We start from the raw sequence: 14,444 nt of genomic DNA, 5'->3' as shown, positions 1-14,444 counted from the left end.
CCTGCGTGGAAGTAGGACAGGCCGGAACCCAGCCATCGCTCGTTTGCTGCAAAATTGGCATTGCCTGTGGGGCGCTGCGCTAAAAAAAGAATGTGTTGATCGTCAGTGGAGTTGCTCTTAGTCCCAGCGAGCCGAATAGGTAAGTAGGTCAGTTGAAGTGCAAAGGCAGTCTAAACTACTTCACCGCCATTTGCACAGTGTTGGCAGCCTTGCCATCCGCGCGCAAGATCAGATCGAGCGTGGCGTTGCGGCCTGCCAGGCTGCGCGGCAATTGAATGTTGGCTTGATCGAGTCCGGCCAGATCGCCCTGCGCACCGGCGAAATCCACGGCAGCGTTTGTGCCGCCGATGGTGCAATTCACATTGCCCAGCGCGCTGCGCAAGCGGAACCCCGTCCCGAACAGAATCAGAAAGAGCCGGTCGCTTTCCGGCCCGAAATCCAGCGGCAACGCTTCATTGCGATTGGCGGCCGCATTGAACCGCGCGATGGGTTCAATGCTCTGCGTGCCATCTGGTTTGACGCGCAACACCACGGCGGCGGCAACGCCTTGCCCGTTGGCGTTGGCCGCGAATAGACCCGGCGCAACGGTCTCGATATTGAGCGTGCCCGCCCCCACCGGATTGTTGTCGCGCAAGACGGTAATGGTTGCCGTGCCGTTGCTGGTGCCTTGTGGCGTCAGAAAGTTGATTTGTTGCGGCGAGACAAAAAACAGGCGCGCATCGCGTTCGACATTCGCGGCGTCTTTGACGCGCACTGTGACGCCGCTCAACACGGTCGGCAACGGCGTCGTCGTGGCGGCGACCGTCACGAGGGACAAGCCGCCTTGCGCAAAGAGCGCGGCGATGGTTTCACCGGCCAGCGCTCCCTGTGCAAAGCTCGCGGCGGAAACCGTGGCGACGGCTTGTGGCGCGGCCACAAAAAACGGAATGCTGCGGTTAATGGTGTAAATGAAATCGCCGCTCGTTGCACCGTTGCCATTAGCGGCATTGCCGACGACATAAAAGGTGACGCGGCCAATGTTGGTGGCGGGGGCTTTCCAACGCAGCACCCAACTGCTCTGATTCGGCCCGTTGGGCGCGGTGCCTGCTTGTGTGTGGCCGGCGTAAACACGCGTATTCGCGCCGACGCGATTGTTGACCAAATCAATGCGGCGCGGCTCCAGATTGTCCCATTGACCGGCTGCGCGGCCATTGGCGTCAATGGCCGTCATTTCAAAACCGTAGAGCGCGCGTTGCGCCTGTGTCAGCGTGACTGTCACGTCGTATTGTTCGTTGAGCGCGTAGCCGAGTTCCGGCAAACCCGTCAGCGTCAGCGTGCCCGGCCCATCGTTGGTGGTGAAGCCGTGACAGCCCGAAATTGCGCACGTCGGTTCGCTGGGCGCGCCCGTGTGCGAAGCGGGCGGGCCGCTGGAACTGGCGCGCGCGCGTTGGTTGTGCCAGCCGATTGCGGCCAGCATGACGAACGTGCAGATGAGGGAAAGTTTCAGAACGCGCATTTGGAGTTTATTGGCGAATGAAGCTCACCTTGTAGTAACGAATTTATTCGTTACTACAAGGTGAGTACTTCGCTTGCCACGGTTAAGCCTACTTGATATTCAATTGCACGGTGTTGGCGGTTTTCCCATCCACTCGAAACACCAGGTCAACCAGCCCGCGTCCGATCAGGCTGCGCGGGATGAATATGTTGGTTTGGTCCAAGCCAGCCAGGCCGCCTTGCGCGCTGGCAAAATCCACGGTGGCGTTGGTGCCGCCGATGGTGCAACTCACGTTGCTCAGCGAAGTGCGGTTGCGGAAGCCCGTGCCAAATCCGATGAGAAGCACGACATCGCCTTCCGGCCCCAGATCAATCTGCACCGGCTCAAAGCGATTGGTGGCTTGACTGAACACCGCCGCTGCCACTTGCGATTGCTGCCCGCTAGCGGTTTGCCGGAAGATCAGCGCGGCAGGCGCTCCCTGGCCGTTCGCGTTGGCGGTGAACAGACCCGGCGAGACGGTCTCGATGTTGAACGTGCCCGCGCCGACTGCGGTAGTTCCGCGCATGACTGTCACGGTCGCCGCGCCATTCACTGAACCCAGCGGCACCATGAAATTGATCTGGCCGTCAGCCGCAAAAAAGAGAGGGGCATTGCGCTCGGTGCCCGCCGCATCTCTGATCTTGACCATCACGCCCGCCAATTCGGTTGGCAGCGGAATCGTCGTCGCACTGGCCGAAGCGCCGCCCGTCAGGTTCGCCATCGCTGTCGGAAACAGCGCCACGATGGTTTCGGGTGCAAATGCGCCCTGCGCAAAGCTGGCTGCCGAGATTGTGGCGCAGGCTTGCGGGCCGCTGGCGCCCGGTTGCACCACGGCGCTCCTGGTATAAATAAAGTCGCCGTCTTCGCTACCGTTTCCGTTGGCGGCATTGCCGGCGAAATAGAACGTCACTGCGCCCGTGCTGGTCGCGGGTGCGGTCCAGCGAAAGTTCCAGGAACCTTGATTCGTACCGTTTGGCCCCGAACCACCAAAGTTATGGCTGATGTATTGGCGCAGGTTGCCGTTGACCACCGAGGTTTGCAACAGCGTGCGGTTATTGTCAGTCACGGTAAGCGTTCCTGCGCGCCGCCCCTGACTATCGAGTGCCGTAATCTCAAAACCATAGAGTTGGCGGTTTGGTTGGGAAAGCGTCACGGTCAGACTGATCTGCTGGCCTTCGGTATAACCGCCACTCGGCAACCCCGTCAGCGTTAAAACACCAGAACCGCTGTTGAGCGCAAAGCTGGTGTGGCAGCCGGAAAGCGCGCAGGTCTGTTCACCGGGTGCGCCGGTGCGTTGCGCAGGGGGGCCGCTCTGATTGGCTTTCACTTTGCGGCCCGTGACGCCGAAACACAGCGCCAGGGCGAGAAAGCCGCCGATGATCGAAAATTTAAGCAGGTACATTTTCATAGCAAGAATTTGGCGCGCAGTGTGTTGGAATGCTTACTCCGGGCCCCTGTCACGCTCTCACCTCCAAAGTAAAAATTGAAAAGCCATAAAACTGCCGGTGTTTGAGTCGAACAACACCGGTGCTGGTCTGATTTTATGTGTAGCGTGCGCCTGGGCGCGCTTGCAAGCATGATCCTGCCGACCAATTCGCCAGGCTGGTTTTGCGCCCTGCAAGAAAGAGGTGTTCAGAGTTCACGCTTCAGCGTGTCTAAGTCGAAGGCACACGTTGAAGCGTGAACTCTGAACCCGCCTACTTGATATTGATCGTCACCAAGTTGGCGCGCCGATTATCAATGGTTAAGCCGACATTCACGTTACCGCTACCCACCAATGTGCGCGGAATGAGGATGTTGGCTTGATCGAGGCCGACCAGATCGCCCTGTGCGCCAGCGAATTGGACGGTCGCGTCTGTGACGCCGAGCAAGGCGCGGTTGTTCGTGCCGGTGCGGGCGCGAAACTGGCTGCCGAATAGCACGAGCACAACTTGATCGCCCTCGGGGCCTAAGTCAATCGGCAACGGCTGCGCATTGCCCGCCGCGCCCTGGAAGACCGGCTCGACGGTTTGTGTCGTGCCGCGCTGTCGTACCAGCACGGCAGCCGGAACGCCTGTGCCATTCGCATTCGCCGTGAAAAGAGTTGGCGCAACCGTTTCAACCAGAATCGTGGCGTTCAGGCTGGACGTGCCGCGTGTCACGGTGACGGTGGCAATGCCCGCCGCCGTGCCTGCGGGCACCAGCAGGTTGATTTGTTGCGGTGACGCGAAGAAAAGTCCGGCGTTCCGTTCCATTCCGCCAGAATCGCGCACCTTCACGCTCGCGCCGCCCAGTGTCGTGGGCAGCGGCAGCACGGTCGCCGCCGCCATCGCATCCGCTAGACCTGTGCCGAAGATCGAGACGATGCCTTCGGCTGTCGTATTGCCGGTTTGCACCAGACTGGCGGCTGAACCGAGCACGATGCTGCCCGCCGGTTGCAGGCTCTGGCTCGTGGTGTAGATGTAATCGCCCGTGTTCGCGCTATTGAAATTTGCAGCGTTGCCCGCGACGAAGAAGGTTACGCGACCCACGCTTTGCACTGGGGCCTTCCAAGTGAAGTTCCAACTATTCTGATTCGTGCCGTTGGGCGCAACCCCGGCCAACGTGTGACGAATGTACTGCCGCCCTACGAAATTGCCAGCGCCATCCACGAGCGAGGTGCGGTCGGCATCCGTGACAACCAAATCACCTGCTTTGCGGCCTTGATCGTCGAGCACTTGTGCCTCAAAGCCATAGCGGCCACGGTCGGCCTGAGCGACCCGCACCGTAACGGTGATTTCCTGATTGGGCATGTACGTCGCAGGCAGGCCACTGATAGAGAGTACGCCCGGACCACTATTCAAGGGAAACGACTGATGGCAGGCGTTACAGGCGGTCTCCACCGGGAACGTGCCCAGCACCGGCGCCAGCGTGCGCGAGGCGGGCGGGCCGCCCGAAAAGGCGGCGGCGGATGGTCCGTAGTAGCAATACGTGATGGCCCCAAAACCGAAAAGGGCCGTGAGAGTAAGCTTGAGACAAAGGGATAGCGTCTTTGTGGGTTGCTGCATGGAGTCTTGATCCTTCCTGTTAAAAGTTGCCAGGTTGACTGATTTTTTTGTCAGCCGTGATTTTGTTTTACTGCTAGTTTTGCTGTGTTTGAACTGCCTCTGCCGGGCAGTGTCTGGGGGCTGCTCGGGGTTGCAGAATGAACGGAGCCTCGCCGGTTTTGCTGCACACAAAACGCGCTACCGGAAATTGTCTATCGGAAATTTATGGTCACCGTGTTGGCGCGTTTGCCATTGACGTTCAACTGCACCGGCACTTCGCCGCGGCCCGCCAGATTGCGTGGAATGCGCACATTCAATTGATCCACACCTTCGAGCGAGCCTTGCGCGCCTAGAAAAAGCACTTCGGATTCCACTTCACCGATTAGGCAAGCGATGTTGTTGTTGGCCACGCGATTGCGAAAGCCACTGCCGAAGGCAATCAAAAAGACCTGGTCGCTGACCGGCCCCAAATCAAGCGGCACGGCTTCATAACGGCCTGTCGTGCTATTGAAGGCGGTCACCGGTTCGATGCGATCCTGCCCGGCGGCATTGCGGCGCAAGAGCACCGCTGCCGGCACGCCTTGCCCGGTGGCATTGGCAGTGAAGAGCGCGGGCGCGACCGTTTCGATCAATTGCGTGGCGCTGCCAATGACCGTGCCGTTACGCAACGCACTGATCGTCGCAATGCCATTGCCCGTGCCGCGCGGAATTAAGTAGTTAATTTGTGACGGCGCGGCGAAAAAGAGCGATGCGTCGCGTTCGACACCCGCCTGATCGCGCACGCGGATTTTTGCGCCCGCCAATTCGACGGGCAGCGGCGTCGTGGCGGCAGCAGCGACACCGTCTGAGAGATTGGCCCCGAACAGCGTGGCGATAGATTCCACCGTCAGCGAACCGGTTTGCACCAGGCTGGCCGCCGATGCCGTCACCGGGCTGCCCGCCGGTTGCAGGCTTTGGCTGGTGGTGTAGATGTAATCGTTGCCCGTGCCGCCGGTGCCATCCGCCGCGTTGACCGCGACATAAAACGTCACGCGGCCCACGCTTTGCGCCGGCGCGCGCCAGAGAAAGCTCCAACTATTCTGCCCCGGCGGGTTGGGCGTTGTGCCGGGTTGCAAGTGCTGTATGTATTGCCGACCGCCAAACGCGCCTTGTCCCTCGACCAGGCGGGTGCGCGTCGCCTCGGTCACGCGCAACTCACCGGCGCGGCGACCCAGGTCTTCGAGCGCCATCGCCTCAAAGCCGAAGCGGCCCCGGCCCGATTGCGTGATGCTGACGGTCACAGCGATTTCCTGCCCTGGCGTGTAAACCGGCGGCAACCCGCTCAAGCTGATTTCGCCCGGCCCGCCGTTGACCAGAAAGGGACCGTGACAAGCCGTGCAATTCGGCTCGGCGGCGATGACACCTAAGTTGGGCGCGCCCGTGCGTGACGATGGCGGCCCCGTCACATTGGCTTGGACGGCGGAACCAGTTAACGCCTGGAAGATTGCCGCCAGCGCCAAGCCGCCCATCACTGCCAATTTGGTAAGTGCGTTTTTCATTCGCGTTGTTTGATTGTCAGACCGGTCGCACCAAATGTGCGGCAAACCAATCAATGCAATCTAGGGTCTTGAGTTGTACCGCGTGGGAGAAAGAGAACAACAAGCTGAACTGCAAATAACCAGTGACGGTCAACTCTGTACCGCTTTGAGCGTCACGACAGCTTTCAATGCCAGCAGAGCCAATCGCTTTTTTAGCGCGGAAAATCTTTGTTATGGCTGGGGGAAATCCTTCGTTCTGTGATGTCCCGTCTTTGCTTTTAAGAGCAAAGGCAGTTTGGCATAACTCGCCTGATTCAGGCAACCGTAACGAGGCCGGGTTACCAACGCCTCGCCGCGAGCTTGTCGTGGTGTCGGGAACGATAGCGGTTGGCGTACCTGCATACAACGAGTCGCTTGCTATAACTCGCCCAAGCGCTATCGCTCCCGAGACTGTACCGGGGACTGCCGTGCCCGAATCGTTCCTAAAAAAACGGGACGATGCAGGCGGGCGGCCACGGTAAACAGTTTCTCCCGCTGTATGAGTGCGGCGAAGCTGGCCGAAAAATACCTGGCGTTGGGGTGCAAATGCTTTTTTTCTAAAAATAACTCTTCCTGTAAAAAATTCGGGAGCAGGGCCAGGGAAAGAGCAACGGGGACGGTGCCGCGCGCGTGAGCAAGCGGCATCGCAGGTTTGGCGCAAGGGGGTAACCTTCCAGCCGTCGCTTGCTCACGTCCAGCCGCCGCTTGCTCACGCGCGCGGCACCGTCCCCGTGCGCCGCGCTTTGTCTGAGTTGCCCTGGCACGCCAAGTTCAGGTAAAGGCGGCAACAGCCCCGAAACATTTACCGGCAGAAATAATTCTTTCGGTAAAAAATTGGGGCCCCTGTGCGGCCCGCCAGACTTGGCGCTGAACCTTTTACAACTGGATTACAACTACAGCCAAATTCGCTGAAACCCTGTCCGCGCTTGCTGCGTAAGCCGCTGTTCAGATAGCATCCGATTTCAAATGCAGTTCCGCATGATCCTGATTCAAAAGGGAGAAAGTTATGAGGCCAGGGAAATGTGCAAGCCTCCTGCTTGCCTTACTCGCGCTGCTTGCCAGCGACGTTTTTGCCCAGCAATTCCAAATCAAAACGCACACGCTCAAAAACGGCATGAAGATCATCGTCGAAGAAGACCGTTCGATCCCGAACGTTGCGCTGTACGTCTTCTATCGCATCGGCTCGCGCAACGAACGCCCCGGCACGACAGGGCTTTCGCATTTCTTTGAGCACATGATGTTCAACGGCGCCAAGAAATACGGCCCGAAACAATTTGACCAGACGATGGAAGCGGCGGGCGGCTCGAACAACGCCTATACCAATCGCGACCTGACCGTCTATCAGGACTGGTTTCCCAAATCGGCGCTCGAACTGATCTTCGATCTCGAAGCCGACCGCATCCGCGATCTGAGCTTTGATCCCAAGATTATCGAATCCGAGCGTGGCGTCGTCGCTTCCGAACGGCGCTCGTCGGTGGACGCCAACAACTTCGGCATCTTGTTCGAACAGCTTTATGCCGACGCTTACACCGCCCACCCATACCAGTGGCCGGTCGTCGGCTGGATGGTGGACATTGAGAACTGGAAGCTCGAAGACCTCAAGCGGCATTTCGAGATGGGCTATGCGCCGTCGAACGCGACGATGGTCGTCAGCGGCGACATCACTGCCGAAGAGATTTTCAAGCTGGCCGAAAAATACATCGAACCGATTCCGTCACACGCCGCGCCCGCGCCTGTCACGACGCGCGAGCCTGAACAGTTGGGCGAACGCCGCGCCGTGGTCAAGAAATTCGCGCAACTGCCGATTTTGCTGCTGGGCTATCACGTGCCTGAAGCGCGGCACGCCGACTATTACGCCTTGCAGATGCTGCAAACAATTTTGTTTTCGGGCCAAAGCTCGCGGATGTATCAGCGCCTGGTGGACAAAGATCAACTGGCGTTGTTCGTGAATGGCGGCTTCGGCGCAACCTTCGATCCGACGCTCTTCACCGTGAACGCGCAGCCCAAAGCCAACGTCGCGCCGGCGCAGGTCGAAGCCGCGATTTACGAAGAGTTCGACAAAGTCAAAAACGCCGGCGTCACCGACAACGAATTGCAGAAGGCGCGCAACATCCTGCTGGCCGGCTTTTATCGCCAGATGAAAACCATCAGCGGCAAGGCCAACACCATCGGCACCTACGAAGTCTTCTTCGGCGATTACCAAAAGCTGTTCAGCGCCGCCGATGATTACGCCAAGGTGACGAAAGAAGACGTGCAGCGCGTGGCCAAACAGTATTTCAACGAGAAGAACCGCACCGTTGTGACGCTGGTGCCGGAGAAGCAATAACCTGGGTACGCACGCATCCTTGCGTGCAGTCTTGGCGGCAGACGGAAGCTGGCCGGAGGGCTTCCTTTCAGCCACCAGCCGTCAATTGCCAAGCCAGCACGCTGGAAGCGCTGCGTACCCAGGGGAGAACCCCTATGCTAAAACGATTCGCAACCATCATTCTGATTGCGCTCTTCACCGCGCCCAACCTTCCCGCGCAAACTGCCGGACTCAAGTTGCCGCCCTTCAAAAAAGCCAAACTCAAAAACGGCCTGACCGTGTTACTGCTCGAACAGCACGACCTGCCGCTCATCAGTTTCAGCTTTATTGTCAAAGCCGGTTCGACCGCTGACCCGGCGGGCAAAGAGGGCGTGGCCGCGCTGACCGCCAGCCTGTTGCGCAAGGGCACCAAGATGCGCAACGCCGATCAAATCGCGGCGGATTTGGATTTCATCGGCGCGCAGTTTTTCGGCAACGCGGGGCTCGATTTCACCAGTGGCCGCGCCGAATTCGTCAAAAAGGATTTGGCGCAGGGCTTGGAGATTTTCAGCGACTGCTTGTTGAATTCAGCCTTTCCGCCCGCTGAAGTTGAGAAGCTGTTGAAGCAGAACATTGACGGGTTAAAGTCCGCCAAAGATCAGGCGCAGGGCGTGATCGGCGAGTATTTCAATGCCTACCTGTACGGCGCGCATCCTTACGCGCGCCCGACCAGCGGCGATGAAAAATCACTGGCGGCGTTGACCCGCGATGACATCGCGAAGTTTTACGAGAGCTATTACACGCCGTCGAATACGATCATGGTCGTCGCCGGTGATTTCAATACTGCCGAGATGGAAAGCCTGCTCGGCAGTAAATTCGGCGCGTGGCCGAATAAGCAAGCGCCCACGGTGAATCTGCCCGAGCCGCAACCGGTCGCGGGCAAAAAGCTCTTGCTGGTGGACAAGCCCGATGCGACGCAGACTTATTACCAAATCGGCAATGTAGGCATCGCGCGCTCGAATGCCGACCGCGTTTACATCGGCGTCATCAACACGCTGTTTGGCGGACGGTTTACTTCGATGTTGAACGATGCGCTGCGCGTGAGTTCGGGGCTGACGTATGGAGCGAGTGCGCGGTTTGAACAGCGCAAGGCGCGCGGGCCGTTCGTGATTTCAACCTACACGCGCAACGCGACGACCGAAAAGGCCATTGACCTGACGCTGGAAATCCTGAACCGGCTGCACACGCAAGGCGTCAGTGAAAAGGATTTGCAGTCGGCCAAGAATTACATCAAAGGCCAATTCCCGCCGACCATCGAGACCAGCGACCAACTGGCGAACCTGCTTGCTTCGCTGGAGTTTTACGGCCTGGACGAGCGCGACATTAACGATTACTACAAACAGATTGACGCGATGACGCTGGCCGATGCCCAGCGCGTCATCAAACAGTATTACCCGCTCGACAATCTCGTCTTCGTGCTGATCGGCAAAGCCAGCGAGATCGAGAGCGTGGCGAAAAAATATGCGCCGAAGCTGGACACGAAAAACATTAGCCAGCCGGGGTTTTGATCGTCTGTACAGCAGGCTGCCAGCCTGCTGAGGGCTTGCGCGGATTACGCCGCCGCCTGATTACATCTTTCGCCAAATCTACAGCAGGCTGGCAGCCTGCTGTACGTCGTGAGGAACCAACAACATGAAACGAACTATCACCGCAGCAATTTTGTTCTTGCTCACGTTCGCCGGCGTCGTTTCGGCGCAAGAGGCGACGCTGTTCCAGAAACCCACCGTCAACCGCACACATATCGTGTTCGCCTACGCGGGCGATTTGTGGAGCGTGCCGCGCGAGGGCGGCGACGCCAAACGCCTGACCAGCGGCGTGGGCGATGAAAGCGATCCGCACTTTTCGCCGGACGGGACGCAGATCGCCTTTACGGGCGCGTATGACGGAAACACCGATGTGTTTATCGTCCCCGCCAGTGGCGGCGTGCCGAAGCGGCTGACTTATCATCCGGGGCCGGACATCGCGGTGGGCTGGACGAACGACGGCAAGCAGGTGTTGTTTAGCTCGCTGCGCGAAAGCTATGCGAATATCTTTTTCCGGCTCTATACCATCAGCACCGAAGGCGGCTTCCCGACGCCCGTGCCGCTGCCGATGGCCGAACGCGGCGCGTATTCGCCGGATGGTTTATCGCTGGCCTACGAACCGCTGTTCCAATGGCAACCCGAATGGAAGCGCTATCACGGCGGGCAGCAGGATGTGATCTGGCTCGCCAAACTGGCGGACTCTTCCATCGAAAAGCTGCCGCATGAAAATTCGATTGATCGGAATCCGATGTGGGTGGGCGACAAGGTTTATTTCCTCTCTGATCGCAACAGCCCCAGCGGCGCGGTGACGCTGTTCTCCTTCGACACCAAAACCAAAAAGATCACGCAATGCGTGCCGCCCGCCGAGTTGGACATCAAATCGGCGTCGGCGGGGCCGGGCGTGATTGTGTATGAACGGCTCGGCTCAATTCATCTTTACGACCTCAAGTCAGGCAAGTCACAACCCGTCAACATCCGCGTCAACAATGATCTGCTCTCGTTGCGCCCGCGTTTTGAAAAGGTCGGCAACCGCGTGGCGACTTCGATACAAACGGGCAAGGTACTGGCCGCCCTTTCGCCGACGGGCGCGCGGGCTGTGTTTGAAGCGCGCGGCGAAATCATCAGCGTCCCGGCGGAAAAAGGCGATCCGCGCAATCTGACCAACACTTCCGGCGTGATGGAACGCGATCCGTCGTGGTCGCCCGACGGCAAGTGGATTGCCTATTTCAGCGACGAGTCGGGCGAATACGAATTGCACCTGCGCGATCAAAAGGGCACGGGCGAGGTCAAGAAGTTCAAACCCAGCACGCCGCAGACCTTTTATTTCGCGCCGACCTGGTCGCCCGATTCCAAGAAGATCGCTTACTTCGACAAGAAATTGCAGCTTTGGTATCTAGACATCGAGAAAGGCACGCCGGTCAAAGTGGACGCCAACCCGATTGGCTTTAATGAAGACGTGATGCAGCCGGTGTGGGCGCCCGACAGCCGTTGGATTGCGTATACCAAACAACTGCCGAATCTGTTGCGCGCCGTTTTTGCCTACTCGCTCGAAACGGGCAAGGCCGACCAACTCACCGATGGCTTGAGCGACGCGCGTTATCCGGCCTTCGACAAAGGCGGCAAGTATTTGTACTTCACCGCCAGCACTGACATCGGCCCCAGCATCAGTTGGATTGATCTTTCGGCCATTGCGCATCAAGCCACGCGCAGCGTTTACGCCATCGTCTTGCGCAACGATCAGCCCTCGCCGCTCGCGCCTGAAAGTGACGAAGAGAAAGTGGCGGACGAGAAAAAGGACGAGCCGAAAAAGGATGATGCCAAACCCGCTGACAAACCAGCCGAAGGCGAAAAGAAAGCTGACGCAGCGGCGGCTAAACCTGCAACTCCGCCCGCGAAGAAAGAGCCAGACCCGGTGCGCATTGATTTGGAAGGCATCGGTCAACGCATCGTTTCGTTGCCGATTCCGCCCAAACCTTATGGCGAATTGCTCGCGGGCAAAGCGGGCACGATCTATCTGATTGAAAATCCGCCGGTCAATGTTGACCCGACCGGCCCTGCGAGCGGCACGCTGCATAAATTCGATTTCGAGAAACGCAAATTCGACAAGGCGCTCGACAACGTGGCCGCCTTCATCGTTTCGGCGAATGGCGAAAAGGTGCTTTACCGGCAGGGCTTCGGCCCGGCAGGGAATTGGGTGATCGCCAACGCCGCAACGCTTGGGACGCCCATGCCGCCAGGCGCGCCGGGCGGACCGAATGTGCTGAAGATGGCCGAGATGGAAGTGCACGTTGACCCGCAGGCCGAATGGCGGCAGATGTTCAAAGAGGTCTGGCGTGGCGAACGCGATTTCTTTTACGCGCCGAACGCGCACGGCATGGATCTGAAAGCGCTCGAAAAGCTGTACGAGCCATACGTGAAAGCCGTCGCCCATCGCAGCGACCTGAATTACCTGTTCAACGACATGTGCAACCAACTCACCGTCGGCCACATGTTTATCGGCGGCGGCGACGTGCCCAATCCGAACTTTGTCGCGGTCGGCTTGCTAGGCGCCGATTACAAACTCGAAAACGGGCGCTACCGGTTCGCCAAGGTTTATAACGGTGAAAACTGGAACCCGCGTTTGCGCGCGCCGCTCACGCAACCCGGCATCAACGTCAAAGCGGGCGAATACCTGCTGGCCGTCAATGGCCGCGATGTGCGCGGGACGGACAACGTCTACAGCTTCTTTGAGAGCAAGGCGGGCAAACAGGTCGTCATCAAAGTCGGCCCCAATCCCGACGGCACAGGCGCGCGCGAAGTCACCGTCGTGCCGACCGGCAATGAACTGGGCCTGCGCAATCTGGATTGGATCGAAAGCAATCGCCGCAAGGTGTCGGAACTGAGCGGCGGCAAGCTGGCCTACGTGCATCTGCCCGACACGGCGAATGGCGGTTACATCAACTTCACGCGCTACTTCTTCGCGCAAACCGACAAGCAGGGCGCGGTGATTGACGAACGTTTCAACAATGGCGGCTACCTGGCCGATTACGTGGTCGAGACGCTCGCGCGCAAAAAACTGAGCAATGTCTTTTTCCGTGAAGGCGGACAAGATTTGTCTTCGCCCTCGGGCGCGATTTACGGGCCGAAGGTCATGATCGTCAATGAAATGGCCGGTTCCGGCGGCGACGCGATGCCCTGGTATTTCCGCAAGCTGAACGTCGGCCAACTCGTCGGCAAGAAAACCTGGGGCGGCCTGGTCGCCTCGTTCCCGATGCCGCAACTGATGGACGGCGGCGTCGTGCGCGCGCCGGATGGGGCAATTTATGGCCTCAACGGCGCATGGGAAGTCGAAAACGTCGGCGTCAGCCCGGATGTCGAAGTCGAATTCGATCCCGCGCTGTGGCGGCAAGGACGCGACCCGCAACTCGAAAAAGCCGTGGCGCTGTTGCTGGATGAGTTGAAACGCAATCCGCCGCAACCGAGCAAGCGTCCGGCGTTCCCGAATTATGGGAAACCGGCGGCGGCTGGATCGGGGAATTGAGGCGCTGGCGAACAGGGTAACGCAAGCAGTGATTTTGCGTTACCCTGTTGGCCGAAAGGAGCAGTTATGAGAGACCTTGATGTAGTTGTGCAGCGCACCAACGGCTCGTACCGGGCCGTTATTCTTGCGTTGCCCAATGTAGCAGCCGAAGGGGAGTCGCGCGAAGAGGCGCTGACCAAGGTGCGCCAGGCAGTGGAAGACTTTTTAGCAACGGCTGATGTGACGACCATCTCTGTGAATTTGCCCGCGCAGATTTCCGTGAGCCGCAGCCCGCGTGTCTGGCTCGAATCGGCGGGAATGTTCAAAGGCGATGAAGCGGCGATGTTGCAACATATCGAAGAAATCGAAGCCGAACGTAAACGGGAGCTTGAAGCGATGGAATTGGCTGACAAACTGCGCCAGCGCGACGCCGTCAAACGCGAGCTTGAAATCGTTGCCGCCCTCAACGAGCCGACCACCATGTTACCGCCGGGTAGCCCTAAAGCAGTGCTGCGAACTATTGCCGCCTGCCGGATTGATCCCAACGACAAACTCTATCAGCAATATGTCACCGCGCTGGAAGCGGAAGAGCAGCGGCAATGGGAAGAATTTGAACGGGAGAATGCTGAAGCGGTTTGAACTGGAACAAGCCTATGTTCTACGTGTTTGACACCAACATCTGCCGCTTGGCGATTGAAAAATACCCCGCGGTCGTCCAGCGCACTGAAGCGCTGCCAACGGCAGATAGAGTTTGCACGACGCTGATTTCTTTTGGTGAATCGGTGGGTGGCTGGCTGCCGGTTTGCCGCCGGGCCAACGCTGGCGAGGAACGGGCGCATTACTATGGACTGCTTTACGAAGTCTTCAATTTTTCTGATCCCATCGAATTTTGTGGGTCAGCATCTATGGCCGCCGAGCGAAGCGGCAATCAGCAAGTTGTGTAACCAATTCTGGTGATAAACAAAACCGTTCAAATCCGCAAAGGGCGAGTGACGCGTCGGGTC

At 58.8% G+C, this 14,444-nt stretch carries 9 protein-coding genes; 5 read left to right on the top strand and 4 right to left on the bottom strand.

Features of this window, described 5'->3' with window-relative positions:
• Positions 1 to 175: 175 nt before the first annotated feature.
• The 4 genes from HY011_28120 to HY011_28105 form a co-directional block, all read right to left on the bottom strand.
• The gene (locus HY011_28120; protein MBI3426814.1) at positions 176 to 1,495 is read right to left on the bottom strand and encodes a hypothetical protein; all 1,320 of its coding nucleotides are present in this window, start codon (positions 1,493 to 1,495) and stop codon (positions 176 to 178) included.
• 88 nt (positions 1,496 to 1,583) lie between these two features.
• Positions 1,584 to 2,915, bottom strand: a complete 1,332-nt coding sequence (locus HY011_28115; GenBank protein ID MBI3426813.1) for a hypothetical protein — start codon at positions 2,913 to 2,915, stop codon at positions 1,584 to 1,586.
• 295 nt (positions 2,916 to 3,210) lie between these two features.
• Positions 3,211 to 4,539, bottom strand: coding sequence for a hypothetical protein (locus HY011_28110; GenBank protein MBI3426812.1), 1,329 nt, complete (start codon positions 4,537 to 4,539; stop codon positions 3,211 to 3,213).
• A gap of 191 nt (positions 4,540 to 4,730) precedes the next feature.
• A complete protein-coding gene (locus HY011_28105) occupies positions 4,731 to 6,056 on the bottom strand; it encodes a hypothetical protein (protein MBI3426811.1) in 1,326 nt (441 codons plus the stop codon).
• A gap of 1,024 nt (positions 6,057 to 7,080) precedes the next feature.
• On the opposite strand from HY011_28105, the gene HY011_28100 reads away from it, so the two are divergent.
• The 5 genes from HY011_28100 to HY011_28080 all read left to right on the top strand — a co-directional run bounded on the left by HY011_28100 (position 7,081) and on the right by HY011_28080 (position 14,384).
• Positions 7,081 to 8,400: an insulinase family protein gene (locus HY011_28100; protein ID MBI3426810.1), complete on the top strand. Its 1,320-nt coding sequence runs from the start codon at positions 7,081 to 7,083 to the stop codon at positions 8,398 to 8,400.
• A gap of 134 nt (positions 8,401 to 8,534) precedes the next feature.
• The gene (locus HY011_28095; protein MBI3426809.1) at positions 8,535 to 9,926 is read left to right on the top strand and encodes an insulinase family protein; all 1,392 of its coding nucleotides are present in this window, start codon (positions 8,535 to 8,537) and stop codon (positions 9,924 to 9,926) included.
• A gap of 124 nt (positions 9,927 to 10,050) precedes the next feature.
• The gene (locus tag HY011_28090; GenBank protein MBI3426808.1) at positions 10,051 to 13,461 is read left to right on the top strand and encodes a PD40 domain-containing protein; all 3,411 of its coding nucleotides are present in this window, start codon (positions 10,051 to 10,053) and stop codon (positions 13,459 to 13,461) included.
• A gap of 66 nt (positions 13,462 to 13,527) precedes the next feature.
• Positions 13,528 to 14,079 (top strand): hypothetical protein, encoded by a 552-nt coding sequence (locus tag HY011_28085; protein MBI3426807.1) that lies wholly within the window; start codon positions 13,528 to 13,530, stop codon positions 14,077 to 14,079.
• On the top strand, positions 14,076 to 14,384 hold the full coding sequence (locus HY011_28080; protein ID MBI3426806.1) for a hypothetical protein: 309 nt from the start codon (positions 14,076 to 14,078) through the stop codon (positions 14,382 to 14,384). The genes HY011_28085 and HY011_28080 overlap by 4 nt, the downstream gene beginning before the upstream one ends.
• Positions 14,385 to 14,444 lie beyond the last annotated feature (60 nt).

The sequence above is a fragment of the Acidobacteriota bacterium genome, from assembly GCA_016196035.1.
Taxonomy (GTDB): domain Bacteria; phylum Acidobacteriota; class Blastocatellia; order RBC074; family RBC074; genus JACPYM01.
The sequence above is the reverse complement of the archived record's forward strand: the minus strand, read 5'-3'. Positions and strand labels throughout refer to the sequence as shown.

Coding starts and splice junctions, on each gene's coding strand:
- HY011_28120 (MBI3426814.1), bottom strand. CDS start 1,495: ATGCGCGTTCTGAAACTTTCCCTCATCTGCACGTTCGTCATGCTGGCC.
- HY011_28115 (MBI3426813.1), bottom strand. CDS start 2,915: ATGTACCTGCTTAAATTTTCGATCATCGGCGGCTTTCTCGCCCTGGCG.
- HY011_28110 (MBI3426812.1), bottom strand. CDS start 4,539: ATGCAGCAACCCACAAAGACGCTATCCCTTTGTCTCAAGCTTACTCTC.
- HY011_28105 (MBI3426811.1), bottom strand. CDS start 6,056: ATGAAAAACGCACTTACCAAATTGGCAGTGATGGGCGGCTTGGCGCTG.
- HY011_28100 (MBI3426810.1), top strand. CDS start 7,081: ATGAGGCCAGGGAAATGTGCAAGCCTCCTGCTTGCCTTACTCGCGCTG.
- HY011_28095 (MBI3426809.1), top strand. CDS start 8,535: ATGCTAAAACGATTCGCAACCATCATTCTGATTGCGCTCTTCACCGCG.
- HY011_28090 (MBI3426808.1), top strand. CDS start 10,051: ATGAAACGAACTATCACCGCAGCAATTTTGTTCTTGCTCACGTTCGCC.
- HY011_28085 (MBI3426807.1), top strand. CDS start 13,528: ATGAGAGACCTTGATGTAGTTGTGCAGCGCACCAACGGCTCGTACCGG.